Below are 14537 nucleotides of genomic sequence, written 5' to 3' on the forward strand. Positions count from 1 at the left end.
GCCGACGCCGCCGTGCTGCTGCGCCACCTGTTTGCGTTGTGCGCGCAACAGGCCCCCGGCGCGGCCCCCACGCCCGAAGCCTTGCGCACCTTGGCCGCCGGTGTGGGCGCAGACGTGCCCTTCTTTCTGATGGATGGCCCCGCGCGGGCCAGCGGCATCGGGGATGCGCTCACCCCGCTCACCCCCGGCGAGTTCACCGACCTGGGACTGGCGGGCATGCATCTGGTGCTGGCCTGCCCGCCAGTGCGCGTTTCCACACCGTGGGCCTATCGGGCCTGGGATGCCGCCCATGTCGACGCGCCAAGCTGCAACGCCGTGACCGGCAACCACCCACCGGTCGGACAACACGCGAAATCATTGCGTCCTCGCTTGACATCGGAAAGTCTAGAAGATAGAAATCCTCTCTCTCGCGGACCGTGGCTGACCAACAGCTTTGAACCAGTTGTTTTTCAGGCACATGCAACCCTGCGCCGGACCAAGGAATTTCTTCTTCGACGCGGGGCCTGTGCCGCGCTGATGAGCGGGAGCGGCGCAAGCCTGTTCGCCCTGTTCAGAAAGCACGGCACGGCGCGTGATGTGGCCGAAGCACTTCGCAACGACAACATCGCGGCCTTTTTGCACGCACTGTGAGATGCGCGCCGCAAGGCGCACGCAGGCCAGCCCCTGCGTCCCGAACAAAATTTCCCTCATGCTGGGGTGTCGCCAAGCTGGTAAGGCAACGGGTTTTGGTCCCGTCATCCGAGGGTTCGAGTCCTTCCGCCCCAGCCACTTTTTCCGATGACGCTTGCCATCGCAACCACAAGCCGGAAGTCGAAACATGCACGGTGATCTGAAGATTCTTACCGGCACCTCGAACCCCGCCCTTGCCAAGGCCATCTGCAACCACTTGGGGTGCCAGCTCACCCCGGCCCTGTGCGAGACGTTCAGCGACGGCGAGATTCGCATCGAGATAGGCGACAACGTGCGCGGTGACGACGTGTTCGTCGTTCAGGCCACCTGCTCGCCCGTGAATTACAACCTGATGCAACTGTGCCTGATGCTGGACGCGCTGAAGCGCGCCAGCGCCGGTCGCGTCACCGCCGTGGTGCCCTACTACGGCTACGCCCGCCAGGACCGCAAGGTCAGCCCCCGTGCGCCCATCAGCGCCAAGCTGGTGGCCGATTTCCTGACCACCGCCGGTACCGACCGCGTGGTCACGGTGGATCTGCACGCGGGACAGATCCAGGGCTTTTTCAATGTACCGGTGGACAACCTGTACGCGCAGCCGGTCATTCTCGAGTACCTGCGCCCGTACGCCGGCGACATCGTCATCGTCTCGCCCGACGCGGGCGGCGTGGAACGCGCCCGCTCGTTCGCCAAGAAGCTGAACGCGGGCCTGGCCATCATCGACAAGCGCCGCGACCGTCCCAACCAGGCTTCCGCCATGCACGTCATTGGCGACGTACGGGACAAGATCGCCATCGTGGTGGACGACATGATCGACACCGCAGGCACCATGTGTGCCGCGGGCGAGGTGCTGCTGAAAAACGGCGCCAAGGAAGTGATGGCTTGCGCCACGCATCCCGTGTTGTCCGGCCCGGCCATCGAGCGGCTGTGCAATTCCACCTTCTCGCAGGTCATCGTCACCGACACGGTGCCGCTGGGCGACAAGCTGGCTGCCTGCAGCAAGCTGAAGGTGCTTTCCGTGGCGGGCCTTCTTGCAAAGGCCATCCACAACATCCACACCGAATCCTCGGTGAGCGTGCTTTTCGTATAAGCAATTCACATTCCGACGCGGGGCGGGATGCTTACGCGGGAATGAATTTAAGGAGAACTGCAATGTCCGAATTGAAGACCCTGAGCGTGCGCAAGCGCGACGGCCTCGGCAAGGGCGCCAACCGCAAGCTGCGGGCCAAGACCCTGGTTCCCGGCGTGTTCTACAACGCCGAAGGCCTGAACGTGCCGATCGAAATGGACACGCTTCCCGTCGAAAAGCTGTTCGGAGCCGTTGGCCGCACCACCGTCTTCAACATCGAGTTGGATGACAACGGCACCAAGTCCACCTACCCGGCGCTGTTCTGGCAGATCCAGTACCACCCGGTGAAGAACCGCTTCTCGCACATCGATTTTCGCGGTGTGGACCTGGAAAAGCCCGTCAAGATCCGCGTGCCCCTCGAATTCACCGGCACCTCCAAGGGTGTGAAGGCTGGCGGCAAGCTGGAAGTGTACCGCGAAGCGCTGGACCTTTCCGCCAAGCCCCTGCAGATGCCCAGCAAGATCACCATCGATCTGACCGACCTCGAAATCGGCAAGACCATCAGCGTGAACGACCTGCCCCTGGGCGAAGGTGTCTGCGCCATTGCCGACCGCAACTTCGCCATCGTGGCCGTTGTTTCGCCCAAGGGCGAAGAATAACGCCTGAGGCCGGGAACGCCGCCGCCGTCCGCCGCATCCTGATGCGGCGCATCCCCACGTGGATATGACGACATGACGCGCGGCTTCCCAAGGTTCGGACCGCGGTTTCCCTCCGGCCCCGCGCACCACGCGCGGGGCCGGTTTCCGCGTTTCCGGAACCCGGCCCGCCTGCCTCGCTGCACTTCCGGGCAGGCTGTCCACTGGCGCCTGCCTGCACCCGGACGCCCTGGTGCCGCCGTGTCCTGACAGCGCCCCTTCCGCCGCCTTACCCGCCCCGCAGAACTCCAACCCCCTTTGTGCGCATGAACGTCGCCGGTCTCATCGTCGGCCTGGGCAACCCGGGCAAGGAATACGAACGCACCCGCCACAACCTGGGCTTCATGGCCGTGGACGCGCTGATGGAGGCTGCCGCCCGCGAGACGGACGGCGGCTGCGACCAGCTTTCCGGCGGCAAGAAGAAATACGACCTGTGGCGTTGCCGCATCACCCCCGGCGGCGATCCGTGGCTGGTGGCCAAACCGCAGACCTTCATGAACCTGAGCGGCGAGGCGGTACTGGCCATTGCCTCGTACTACCGCATCAAGCCGGGTGCCATCCTGGTGGTGCACGACGAGTTGGACATTCCCCTCGGCCGCATGAAGTTCAAGACCGGGGGTGGCAATGCCGGGCACAACGGACTGAAATCCATCACCCAACAGCTCGGTACGCCGGACTTCCACCGTCTGCGCCTGGGCATTGGCCGCTCGCCCCACGGCGGAGAGACCACCAATTGGGTGCTGGGCAGGCTTTCCGGCCCGGAGCAGACCCTGCTGGATGCGCTGCTGCCTGCCGCAGTGCAGGCCATGACCACCTTTGCCAGCCAGGGTGCGGCTGCCGCCACCCAGTTCGCCAACGCCTGCAAGCCCGACTGACGCTACAGGGGCGCCAGCCCGCACCAGGCGAAGCGGCCTTGGCAGAAAACCCGTGCCTGTCGTGCAAATGACGGCGGCACGCGGGCCAATCCCCATATTCTGATTCACGGCGCGATACGTGCTTCTTGCCGGTACGCCCCCCCCCGCGCCTTGCCGCCCCTTGCATTGCCCACACGCTGCCGTGAGACCCGGTGACGGGAATACTCCGGCAATGTCGTGGACAATGCTGCCGACAGCCCGCGGGATGGACTCTTGCTGCGGATTGGGTTAGAGTGTCTTTTCCTGCCGAATTCAACCTTGTTTTCCCCGCATGGAGTTCCGAGTGTTTGCCCAGGATCAACTCGTCGTCTACCCGGCTCAAGGCGTCGGCAAGGTCGAACGCGTCGAGTCACAAGTGGTTGGCGGCGTTGCCACGGACTTTTACATCGTCCGCATCCTGGGCAACAACGTGACCCTCATGGTGCCCGTACGCAATGCCGCCAATGTCGGGCTGCGCTCCCTGTGCGCACCGGAACTGGGGGCGGAAATCCTTGAATCGCTGCGCGACCGCTCCGGCTTCACCGGCTATACCGGCCAGAACTGGAACCGCCGCTACCGCGAATACTCTGAAAAGCTGAAAAGCGGCGACCTGGCGGACGTGGCCTATGTACTGCGCGAATTGCTGCTCATTGGCCGGGACAAGGAGCTTTCTTTCGGTGAACGCCGCCTGCTGGAACAGGCCATGGGGTTGATTACCCTGGAATTGGCCTGCGTGCTGGACCGGACCCAGGAAAACGTGCGCGCCGAAATCGAAGAGATGTTCCAGGATGTCCTGCAAGCCAGGGAAAAAAGCGAGTAGACCACTTGCCATCCCCTGTCGAATGGGCTAGGTAGCCCCTTGTACGGCGGGTGGAAGCAACCGAACATTGCAACACCTCCCTTGTGGGTCCCCTCCCCTCCTTATCGGGCAACGAAAACCCGGTTACGGACCCGGCACAGTGTTCCCGCCCGTCCACCACAACGATTTTCCATCATACCGTCACTCCGACAACAGTCTACGTTTGCGATTCGATCGCCATTGTGCGGTCTTTCGTGCCGTGCGGACGACTGTAGCTACATCCTTTCATACACCCCCACACCCTTCCAAAAGCAGTCCCCACCACGCCTATGAGGAAAAAGAAGAACGTCCAGGGTTCCGAGACGGCCATGAATCTTTCGGAACTCAAGATCAAGAGCATGAGCGAGCTCATGGAGCTTGCCGAGCAATACAGCGTCGAAGGTGCCAGCGGCATGCGCAAGCAGGAGCTGATCTTCGCCCTGCTGCAGGCCTGCGCCTCGCAGAACGGCGCCATCTACGGCGACGGCGTGCTGGAGATACTGCCAGACGGGTTCGGCTTTCTGCGCTCGCCGCTGTGCAGCTACATGCCCGGCCCTGACGACATCTATGTTTCGCCGTCGCAGATCCGCCGCTTCAACCTGCGCAAGGGTGACGTGGTTTCCGGCCAGATCCGTCCGCCCAAGGAAGGCGAACGCTACTTCGCCCTGCTGAAGGTGACCGAGATCGGCTTCGAGCCGCCGGAGAACGCCAAGAATCTCGTCCTGTTCGACAACCTGACGCCCATCTACCCCGACCGCCAGTTCATCATGGAGAACGGGGACAAGAACTACTCCAGCCGCGTCATCGACATGATGGCCCCCGTGGGCCGAGGCCAGCGCGGCCTGATCGTGGCGCCCCCCCGCACCGGCAAGACCATCCTGCTCCAGACCATCGCCAACTCCATCAACGCCAACCACCCGGATGCGTACCTCATCGTGCTGCTCATCGACGAGCGGCCCGAGGAAGTGACCGACATGGAACGCACGGTGAAGAACGCCGAAGTGGTCAGTTCCACCTTCGACGAGCCGCCGCAGCGCCACGTGCAGGTCTGCGAAATGGTGTTGGAAAAGGCCAAGCGCCTGGTGGAACGCAAGCGCGACGTGGTCATCCTGCTCGACTCCATCACCCGCCTGGGCCGCGCGTACAACGCCGTCACCCCCTCTTCGGGGCGCGTGCTGTCCGGCGGTCTGGACGCCAACGCCCTGCAACGCCCCAAGCGCTTCTTCGGCGCGGCGCGCAACATCGAGGAAGGCGGCAGCCTGACCATCATCGCCACCGCCCTCATCGACACCGGCTCGCGCATGGACGAAGTGATCTTCGAAGAGTTCAAGGGCACCGGCAACATGGAAATCTATCTGGAACGCCACCTTGCCGAAAAGCGGGTGTTCCCGGCCATCGACATCAACCGCACCGGCACCCGCAAGGAAGACCTGCTGCTGTCGGACGAAGTGCTCAACCGCGTGTGGATCCTGCGCAAGATACTGGCGCCCATGTCACCCATCGACAGCATGGAATTCCTGCTGGACAAGATGCGCGCCACCAAGAGCAACCGCGAGTTCCTGAACGTGATGAACAAGTAGCGCGCCAGCGGTACGATTCCCTGCTCGGAAACACGAATCCCGCCGCCCCTGAATGGGGGTGGCGGGATTCTTTCATTGCGCGGACATGACAGTATGCCGACAGGCACGACATGCCCTGCCGCGGACCGTCCCCCGTGTCCGGCACCTACGGCAGGCGCACGTTGACCATCATCCCCTGGTCCTCGTGTTCCAGGTTGTGGCAGTGGAACAGGAATATCTGCTCGCCGGGGTAGGCGGGGCTGCCAAAGTCCACGTCGGCCAGCACGGTTTCGCCGGGCCACACCAGAACGGTGTCCTTCAGGCCAAGGTCGGTGGGCAGCCTGCCCGTATCGTCCATTGCCTGGGCGCGCACTTGCGCCGGACTGCCCCGCCGCTCGCGCACCCGCAGGAAGTACCCGTGCAGGTGCATGGGATGCGGCATGCTGCGGACCGCATTTTCCATGGCCCATGCCTCGCGCCGCCGTTCCGGCACGGTAATGGGAAAACGGTCCATGGCAAAGGTCTCTCCGGCTATGGTCCACCGCTTGCCGTCGGCTTCCAGTCGCAGCGCACGGGTGAAGGCGGACGGCCCATCCACGGCAGACACAGGCTCATCGGGTGCGGCCAGCCTTTCGGGCACGTTGCGGTCGTAGCGTTCCGCGCGGTCCACGGATACCCGCAGGATGGGATAATCGCCACCCTCGGCCAGGCCATCGGATTGCCCGTGCGCGCCGCTGGCCGCCGGTGCTCCGCCATGCCCCGCGTGTCCGCCTTGACCGCCTTGACCGCTTTGCGCGCTCGGCCTGAAGGGGGGGGCCGTCACGGCAGGCATGGTGGCACGGTTCATGCCATGATGCATGGAGCCGTCATGGCACATCTCCACCCCATCCGTGGCACCCGCCGCTACGGCCTCACCCATGTGGGCGGCGCCAGCGGCACCGTGCCCGGCCCCGTCACTTCCGTGTTCCATCTCGTTGTGCATGGGATCGAAGGCAAGATTACGCAGCCACACCTGTTCGCCAGGTTCCATGGCGCGCAGGTCCAGCAGCACCTCCGCCCGTTCACCCGGCGCCAGGAACAGCCTTTCCACCCGGCGTGGCGCAGGCAGGAACCCGCCGTCATTGGCGATCAAGGTCATGGGCACGCGCGCCCCGGCCTTTCCCGCGCCACTGCCGCCCGTGAATGCCAGGTTGAAAATGCGCGCCGTGCTGCCGTTGAGCAGGCGGAACCTGTACAGCCGGGTGGACGCCGACAGCGTGGGCAGGTGGGCGCCGTTCACCAGAACCCGATCGCCCAGATAACCCATGAACAATTCGTCCCGCGTGGGCGCATACACCAGTTCCCCATCCCCCCCGATGCGCTTGTCCTGCAACACCAGCGGAATATCGGTAGTCCCAAGGGTCAGGTCCAGTTCACGGGCGAAGGCGCGCTCCTCGTCGTCGCGCACGATGAAGAAGGAGGCCAGCCCCAGACAGGCCTGCCGCGCGGTGTCACCGTGCGGGTGCGGGTGGTACCAGTAGGTGCCTGCCCGGTTGGTGATGGGGAATGCGTAGTCGTAGTGCTCGCCCGGTCCCACGGCGTACATGGGGTGCCCGGCCTGTCGCCACGGGCAATCAACGCCATGCCAGTGAATGATGGTGACCGGACCGGAGGGTGCATCCCCCCCGTGATCCCCGTGGGAACCGTGGACGCCTCCGCCGGGTGCCGGCCCCAATGATCCCAGGCCGTTGACCATCCGCACGGCGAAGTCCTGCCCCTTGTCCAGCACCAGCACGGGATTGTGACAGACGCGCCCCTGATGTTCCGCCGTGTAGGCCAGCATGGGGCCGCCGGTGACGGGCAACAAACCGGTTTGCGGCATGGCCGCAAGGGTGAACGGCCCCGTGGGGCTCAACAACCCGAACAACCCGGATTGGCCAGGCAGCGGCAAAGGCCCGCCGGACATCAGGTGCGGCGTGGCTGCCCGCACCCGGCCCAACCATGGCGGCAGTCCAGACGCAATGCCCAGCGCCAGGGCTGCCCCACCGGAAAGCCGCAGGAAATCCCGGCGGCTCAGGCGCGAGCGACAAACGGTACGATCGTGACCGGACACAGAGAGAGTACGGGCGTTTGCGGACATGGTGGCAACCTCCCGGGTAACTGGCAGGACGACAGCGCGCACGCTGCGTTGAATACGGCAGACCATACGACAATACACCAATCCTGCTCCGCCGCAATCCTGCACACGACGCTAGATGCGCGGTGCAGGCGCAGATGCGGTTCCCCACAACGAAAAACGCCCCGACCCTGCGGTCGAGGCGTCTTCACCCCGGCATCACATGAGACGGGGAAGACGGGCTGCCGACTTCCGGCACCCTTGGAACAATCGGATAAAGAACATTACCATACGCGCTAGCTGCACGAATGCGACGGCCTTGCGACGAACGCCCCCCGCCTAGATGCCGTCCATAGCCACCCGCACCCGGTTGCGGCCTTCGCGTTTGGCATCGTACAGGGCCTTGTCGGCCAGGTCGAACAGGCTGTCCGTCAACGGCTCCGCCATGCCCGGCCCGGCGTGGGCCACGCCCGCGCTCAGGGTCACGCGCACGCCATGCTCCACCACATGGCCCTGGCCGTCACGAATGGCAAAGCTGACGCCCTCCAGACCGACCCGCACCGACTCGGCAATCTCGCCAGCCCGCTGCGCCCCCTCTCCGGTCAGCACCAGGGCGAATTCCTCGCCGCCGAAGCGCGCCACCACAGAGGCGCATTCCCCGGCGTCCTCGGTCGCCGCAGACGCCACAGCCGTATCATTCAGGCTGCGGTTGCAATCGTCCACCTTGCGGCGCAACACCTCGGCCACGGTGCGCAGCACCTGGTCGCCGATGCGGTGGCCGTGCTGGTCATTGATGCGCTTGAAGCGGTCCACGTCGAACAGCACCAGCGCCAGTGCCGTGCCACCCTTCCAGGCCGCCTCGCCCGCCGCCAGCGCCGTGTCGAAGGCGCGCCGGTTGCCAAGGCCGGTGAGCGGATCGGTGACAGTCAACTCGCCCACCCGGATGGCGTCATTGTCCATCTGCTCGCGCACCTCGCTGAAGGTGGCCCGCAACAGGCGCACCACTTCTGTGGGGTCCAGTCCGCTCTCCACGGCGCGCACGCTTTCCTGCTCCAGTTTGTCCATGTCGCCACGCCGCTGGTGCAGCATGGCGCGAAATTCGCGGGCCAGACGCTCGGTTTCCTGCAAGGCTTCGCGCATGCGGCATTCGTAGGGCTCCACGCGAATGTCGCGGTCGGCCCGCAGCACCTCATGGTAGCTTTGCTCGCTGAAGTCGCGGCGGTGCAGCACGTCCACCAGCAGTTGCTGGATGCGGGCCTTCTGGTCGTCGCTCATGGTGCTGAACTCGCCCAGCCCGCGCATGTAGAAGATCAGCGTGCGCCACTTGCTGTCGTGGGGCACGCCCGCACGGTCCAGTATCTCGCACAGTCTATCCCCGCCCGAAAAGGTGCACTGGCGGCGCGAACAGTTACAGGTAGTGTCAGCCATGGGAGTCTCGCTCTTCGTAACGGTACAAGGCTCGGTCCACACATCGCATTGCCGGTACGGAGTTGCACCGGGCGTATGCGCCACCGCGTGCGGTCAACGGCTGTCCGTCGCCCCCCAGCACGCGGCAGGGGCGGCCTGCTGGCCGCCCCTGATGTTATCAGCTAATGCGTTGCGCCGCCATGGGGCGCCGCGCGAATTCTAGCTTTCGTAGTAGGAACGCAACATCTGGCTGCGCACGGGGTGGCGCAGCTTGCGCAGCGCCTTGGCCTCGATCTGCCGGATGCGCTCGCGGGTAACGTTGAACAGCTTGCCCACTTCCTCAAGCGTGTGGTCCGACTTTTCGCCGATGCCGAAGCGCTTGCGCAGCACCTGCTCCTCGCGCGGGGTAAGGTCGGCCAGGACGGAGGCGATCTGCTCCGACAGCTTGGTGTTGACCACCTCTTCCGCCGGGGCCACGGCCTTCTTGTCCTCGATGAAGTCGCCGAGACTGGAATCTTCCTCGTCGCCGATGGGCGTTTCGAGCGAGATGGGTTCCTTGGCGATCTTCAGCACCTTCTTCACCTTGTCGATGGGGTAGTCCATGCGCTCGGCGATTTCCTCGGGGGTGGGGTCGCGCCCCAGTTCCTGCACGAGGTAGCGGGAAGTGCGGATGAGCTTGTTGATGGTTTCGATCATGTGCACCGGAATGCGGATGGTACGGGCCTGATCGGCAATGGCGCGGGTGATGGCCTGGCGTATCCACCACGTGGCGTACGTGGAGAACTTGTAGCCGCGCTGGTATTCGAACTTGTCCACGGCCTTCATCAGGCCGATGTTGCCTTCCTGGATCAGATCCAGGAACTGCAGGCCGCGGTTGGTGTACTTTTTCGCGATGCTGACCACCAGGCGCAGGTTGGAGCGAATCAGCTCCTGCTTGGCGCGCATGGCGTGGGTGTTGCCGCGCTTGATGCGCCACAGCACTTCCTCGAGGTCCGTCACGTTGTGACAGCACTTGTCCTGCAACCGGCTCAGGATCTCGATCTTGCCGATGATCATTTCCTTGAACGAGAACAGCTCTTCCACCGTCATGCCCAGTGCCGCGGACGCGGCCACGGGGTTCATCTCGCGCGCTTCCAGCATGCGGAAGATGTCCTGGATCTCGACCTGGGTCTTGCCCGTGGACAGGATGTAGGCGGAAAGGTCGCGCTGGCAGTTGTGCATCTGCCGCACGTAGTCTTCCACCGTCTCGATGATCCGGTCGATGAGGGTCTTTTCCAGCTTGATGTCGCGCAGCCGATTGACGATGTCTTCCTTGAAGCCCAGGATTTCCTTCTGGATGGCTGTCACCCGGCGTTCCAGGGTGCAGCAGTCGTCCAGCTTGGCGTAGACCTTGCGCTTCTTCTTGTAGGTATGCTTGATTTCGTCCAGCAGCAGGATGACCCGCGAACGCTGGTTCATTTCATCTTCGCTGGGGTCGTCTTCCTCGATGGTCTTGACGACATCCTTCAGCTTGATGCGGTTCTGCTTCAGGTCCTCGCCTACGTTGATCAGTTCCTCGACCGCCACCGGCACTTCCACCAGGGCGTACAGCACGTCCTGTTCGCCGAGTTCGATCTTCTTGGCGATCTGCACTTCGCCGTCGCGGTCCAGCAACGGCACGGCGCCCATCTCGCGCAGGTACATGCGCACAGGATCGGTGGAACGCGACGAGTAGTCCGCGGACTCCTCGTCCTCCACGAGATCCAGCCCCGGCTCGCCGGAAGGTTCCTCTTCCGACTCGCCGGGCGACACGGAGATCTTCTTGCCGTCCTTCTCGGTATCGACAATGGCAATTTCCAGCTGGTCGAATATCCCGATGATCTCCTCGATCTGCTCGGGCGTGTTGACCTCTGCCGGCAGGGCCTTGTTGACCTCGTCGAAGGTCAGAAAGCCGCTTACCTTGCCTTTGGCGATGAGCGACTTGATCTGCTGAATATCCTTGATGTTACCCATTCGATCTCCCCAACGTTTCCTGAAGGGCCCGGAGCAATTCAATGCCTGCGGCAGGGTCGGTGGAAGTCGCCGTCTGGCGAAGGGCGGCCATCATGCTCGATGTGCCGAGTTCCCGTGTGGTCACCGATTCGATGCCGGAAAGCAGATCCTGCAATTCCTCGAGTTCCTTGTCGCGGGGCGGGACATCGCCCGTCCTGCACCTGATCCAGAATTCCTTTTCGCGTTCCGAAAGATTGGGCAGCAGCTGTTCCGGTTCCGCGCCGTGGCGGGCCATCTTGGCCCACAGCTCCCGTGCCCACGGGCTGGCCAGCACCAGTTCGGCCCCTGCCTCGCGCAGGCGGGCGAAATGGTGCGGGTAACGCACCAGAAAGAACATCACCGCCCGGTCGCGCTTGGCGGGGGCGTCGCCGCTGGTGTGCACCGCGTCCACCTGGCGTTGAGGGGCGGGGTTGCGCGCCTCTCGCGCACCGGGCGCAGCGGCTGCCGCGCCCTTGTAGAAATCGCCCGAAAGCCCTTCGCGGATGGCTTCCTCGCGGATGCCGAGGCCGGAAGCGATGCGCGACAGAAAACGCGATGCCAGCAACTGGCCGTCCGCGTGCCCAGCCCCGGCCTGCCGCAACAGGTTGCGCGACCACTCCAGCGCGTCGCCCGGCGAATAGAGCGTGCGCAGGGTGTCGATGCAGAAATCAAGCCCGTCGGGCGCGCTCTTGCGCAGCGCCTCGAAGGCGTCCCTGCCCTGGTCGTGCAGCAGGCTGTCGATGTCCTCTCCGTCGGGCAGCAGCACCACCTTGCAGCGCATGCCGCGCGTCAGCAGCATCTCGCAGGCGCGCATGGCCGCCTTGCGGCCGGGGTTGTCGCCGTCGAACAGCAGTTCCACCGTGGAGCAGAACCCGCCCAGCCGCTTGACCTGCTCCGGCGTCAGCGCGGTGCCCAGCACCCCGCAGGCCATGTTGTAGCCGTACTGGTGCAGGGTCAGCACGTCCATGTACCCTTCGGTGAGCATGGCCGTCTTGTGCTGGGTCATGGCCCGGCGCGCCTGGAACAGCCCGTAGAGGTGCTCCCCTTTCTTGTAGATGGCCGAATCGCTGCTGTTGATGTACTTGGCCTGGTCCTCGTCGGCGATGATGCGCCCGCCAAACGCGATGACCTGACCGGCCAGGTTCTTGATGGGAAAGATCATTCGGCCCCGAAAGCGGTCGAACATGCGGCCCGCGTCGTTGCGCGAAAGCAGGCCCGCCTGCGCGGCGTCCGCCTGCGCAAAGCCCCCCCGGCGCAGCGCATCCGCCAGGGCCGACCATTCGCGCAGGCTCCAGCCGAGTTCGAACCCGTTCACGATCTCCGGCGAAAGCTGGCGTCGCGCAATGTAGTCGCGGCATTCCTGCCCGGCGGGGATGGTCAGGTTGCGCCGGAAATGTTCGCGCGCCACATCGTACATGCGCAGGCACTGCCGCTTGAACGACTGTTCGCGCTGCACCTTGGGGTCCGGCTTCCAGTCGTCCTCAAGCGAAACGCCCGCCTCTTCGGCCAGGGCTTCCAGCGTCTCGCGGAATTCCAGCCCGTGAATGCGCCCGTAGAAATCGAAAATGTCGCCCGAGGCCTGACAGCCGAAGCAGTAGAAAAATCCTTCCTCCTCATTGATGGAGAAGGAAGGCTTGGTCTCCTGGTGGAACGGGCACGGGGCCATCCAGCGCGGGCCGCCGGTATGGCGCAGCTCGACGTAGCGGCGCGCCACCTCCACGAGGTTCAGGCGGGCCTTGATGGCCTGCACGACCGAGCCGTCCCTGCGTTTCATGCCGCCGTTCCGGTGTTCCGGGTGCGCGAAAGGGAGGACCGCGCTGAGCGCGGACCGCCCTGCTCCATTTTCACCGCTTTCAGCAATTGGCCCAGCTATTTGAGTTCAATGATGGTCACGCCGTCTCCGCCCTGGTCTTCCGGGGCCAGGGCAAACGACCGCACGGCCGGAAACGACTTCAGAAACGCGTGGATTTCCTTGCGCAGAGCCCCGGTGCCGCGACCGTGGATGGCCTCCACCGCCGACATGCCCGCGAGCAGGGCCTTGTCCAGCGCACGCGAAAGTTCGCTTACGGCAACATCAGCACGCATGCCGCGCAAGTCAACCCTCATGGATGCGGTTGCGTCCGAAATGGTGCGGGTCACCGCGCCAACGGCCACACGAGGCTTTTCGTCCAATGCGGCCAGGTCTTTAGCCTCGGCCCACATGGTCACCCCGCTCAGGTCCACGCGCACCCTGCCGCGCCGGGCGTCCACCTCTACCACGCTGCCCTTCTTGCCCCACGGCACATAGCGCACGGCCTGCCCGGTGCGCAGGCTTTCCACCTGCAACGCGGGCGGGGTCGCGTCGGCGGATCCCGTCGTGCCGTCGGCATCGCCGTTGCCCGCTGCGCCGGAAACCAGCCGGGCGCGGGTTTCCGCCAGCGCCTTAAGGGCCTGCTTGTGGCTGACCTTGCCGGACTTCCATTCCTGAAGCACGGTCTTGGCCTGCCCCTGCACGGTTTCGAACAGGGTGCGGCGTTCGCGCTCGAACCGCTCGTCCAGCTTGGTGCGCTTGTCGCGCAGGCGGGCTTCTTCCGCCCGCAACGAGGAAATCTCCGCTTCGCGCTGCACGGCCAGCGTGTTCAGGCGGTCCACCAGGGCGCTGGTGTCCTCGCCGTCCAGCAACAGGTACTGCTCGGCGCGGCGCAGTACCGCTTCCGGCAGGCCGTGCTCTCGGGCCACGTCCAGGGCCTGGCTGGCCCCCACCTGGTCGTAGGCCAGGCGGAACAGCGGGCGCTTGGTGACGGGGTCGAACAGCACCGAGGCGGCGCGCACCTTGTCGCGGGTAAGGGCGTAGGCCTTCAGCGCCGGGAAGTGGGTGGCGGCCACCACGGTGGAGCCCGCGTCCATCACCTCGTCCAGCACGGCCTGGGCCAGGGCCGCGCCCTGCGCCGGGTCCGTGCCCGCGCCGAATTCGTCCAGAATCACCAGCGCGCCGGGACCAAGGCGGTCCCACACGCCGCTCAGGTGGCGGATCTGCGCGGTGAAGGTGGACACGTTGTCCTCAAGACTCTGTTCATCGCCAATGAAGGCGAAAATGTCGGACCAGAACGGCAGCGAACTGCCGGGGCGCACCGGCACGGGCAGACCGGCCAGGCCCATCAGCGCGATGAGGCCCAGCGTCTTCAGGCACACCGTCTTGCCGCCCGCGTTGCCGCCGCTGATGACGAGGCCAAGCTGGCCGGGCAGCAGTTCGATGTCCACTGCCTGCGGACCGTGCTGCGCACCATGCCCGGCGGCGGGCTTGCCCGTGCCCGTGGCGTGCGGGG

The 14537-nt window shown here is 64.8% G+C and carries 11 protein-coding genes and 1 tRNA gene; 7 read left to right on the forward strand and 5 right to left on the reverse strand.

Annotated elements, in window-relative coordinates; all coding sequences use genetic code 11:
• The 7 genes from FVW20_RS13350 to rho form a co-directional block, all read left to right on the forward strand.
• A partial coding sequence (locus tag FVW20_RS13350) for a 4-(cytidine 5'-diphospho)-2-C-methyl-D-erythritol kinase (protein WP_372435002.1) occupies nt 1-630 on the forward strand: 630 nt, incomplete at its 5' end.
• Nucleotides 631-692: 62 nt separating this feature from the next.
• A tRNA-Gln gene (locus FVW20_RS13355) sits at nt 693-768 on the forward strand.
• A 49-nt stretch (nt 769-817) separates the two neighbouring features.
• Nucleotides 818-1756 carry a ribose-phosphate diphosphokinase gene (locus FVW20_RS13360; protein ID WP_012611636.1) on the forward strand — a complete coding sequence of 313 codons (939 nt, stop codon included), beginning with the start codon at nt 818-820 and terminating at the stop codon, nt 1754-1756.
• Between the two features lie 62 nt (nt 1757-1818).
• The gene (locus tag FVW20_RS13365) at nt 1819-2394 is read left to right on the forward strand and encodes a 50S ribosomal protein L25/general stress protein Ctc (protein ID WP_196609996.1); all 576 of its coding nucleotides are present in this window, start codon (nt 1819-1821) and stop codon (nt 2392-2394) included.
• 302 nt (nt 2395-2696) lie between these two features.
• Nucleotides 2697-3305: an aminoacyl-tRNA hydrolase gene (pth, locus tag FVW20_RS13370; protein WP_196609997.1), complete on the forward strand. Its 609-nt coding sequence runs from the start codon at nt 2697-2699 to the stop codon at nt 3303-3305.
• Nucleotides 3306-3627: 322 nt separating this feature from the next.
• Complete coding sequence (locus FVW20_RS13375) at nt 3628-4143, forward strand: CarD family transcriptional regulator (protein ID WP_196609998.1); 516 nt, start codon at nt 3628-3630, stop codon at nt 4141-4143.
• Nucleotides 4144-4490: 347 nt separating this feature from the next.
• The gene (gene rho / locus FVW20_RS13380) at nt 4491-5741 is read left to right on the forward strand and encodes a transcription termination factor Rho (protein WP_231039103.1); all 1251 of its coding nucleotides are present in this window, start codon (nt 4491-4493) and stop codon (nt 5739-5741) included.
• Between the two features lie 145 nt (nt 5742-5886).
• On the opposite strand, the gene FVW20_RS13385 is transcribed toward rho, so the two are convergent.
• From FVW20_RS13385 to FVW20_RS13405, 5 genes are all read right to left on the reverse strand, one after another.
• Nucleotides 5887-7839, reverse strand: coding sequence for a multicopper oxidase family protein (locus FVW20_RS13385; RefSeq protein WP_196610000.1), 1953 nt, complete (start codon nt 7837-7839; stop codon nt 5887-5889).
• Between the two features lie 315 nt (nt 7840-8154).
• Nucleotides 8155-9243, reverse strand: coding sequence for a GGDEF domain-containing protein (locus tag FVW20_RS13390; RefSeq protein WP_196610001.1), 1089 nt, complete (start codon nt 9241-9243; stop codon nt 8155-8157).
• Nucleotides 9244-9441: 198 nt separating this feature from the next.
• Nucleotides 9442-11214, reverse strand: coding sequence for an RNA polymerase sigma factor RpoD (gene rpoD, locus FVW20_RS13395; protein ID WP_196610002.1), 1773 nt, complete (start codon nt 11212-11214; stop codon nt 9442-9444).
• Complete coding sequence (gene dnaG / locus FVW20_RS13400; RefSeq protein ID WP_196610003.1) at nt 11207-13006, reverse strand: DNA primase; 1800 nt, start codon at nt 13004-13006, stop codon at nt 11207-11209. The genes rpoD and dnaG overlap by 8 nt, the downstream gene beginning before the upstream one ends.
• 95 nt (nt 13007-13101) lie before the next feature.
• Nucleotides 13102-14537 (reverse strand): endonuclease MutS2 (locus FVW20_RS13405; RefSeq protein ID WP_196610004.1); only part of this gene is annotated, 1436 nt, incomplete at its 5' end.

The sequence above is a fragment of the Nitratidesulfovibrio oxamicus genome, assembly GCF_015731765.1.
GTDB classification, from domain to species: domain Bacteria; phylum Desulfobacterota; class Desulfovibrionia; order Desulfovibrionales; family Desulfovibrionaceae; genus Cupidesulfovibrio; species Cupidesulfovibrio oxamicus.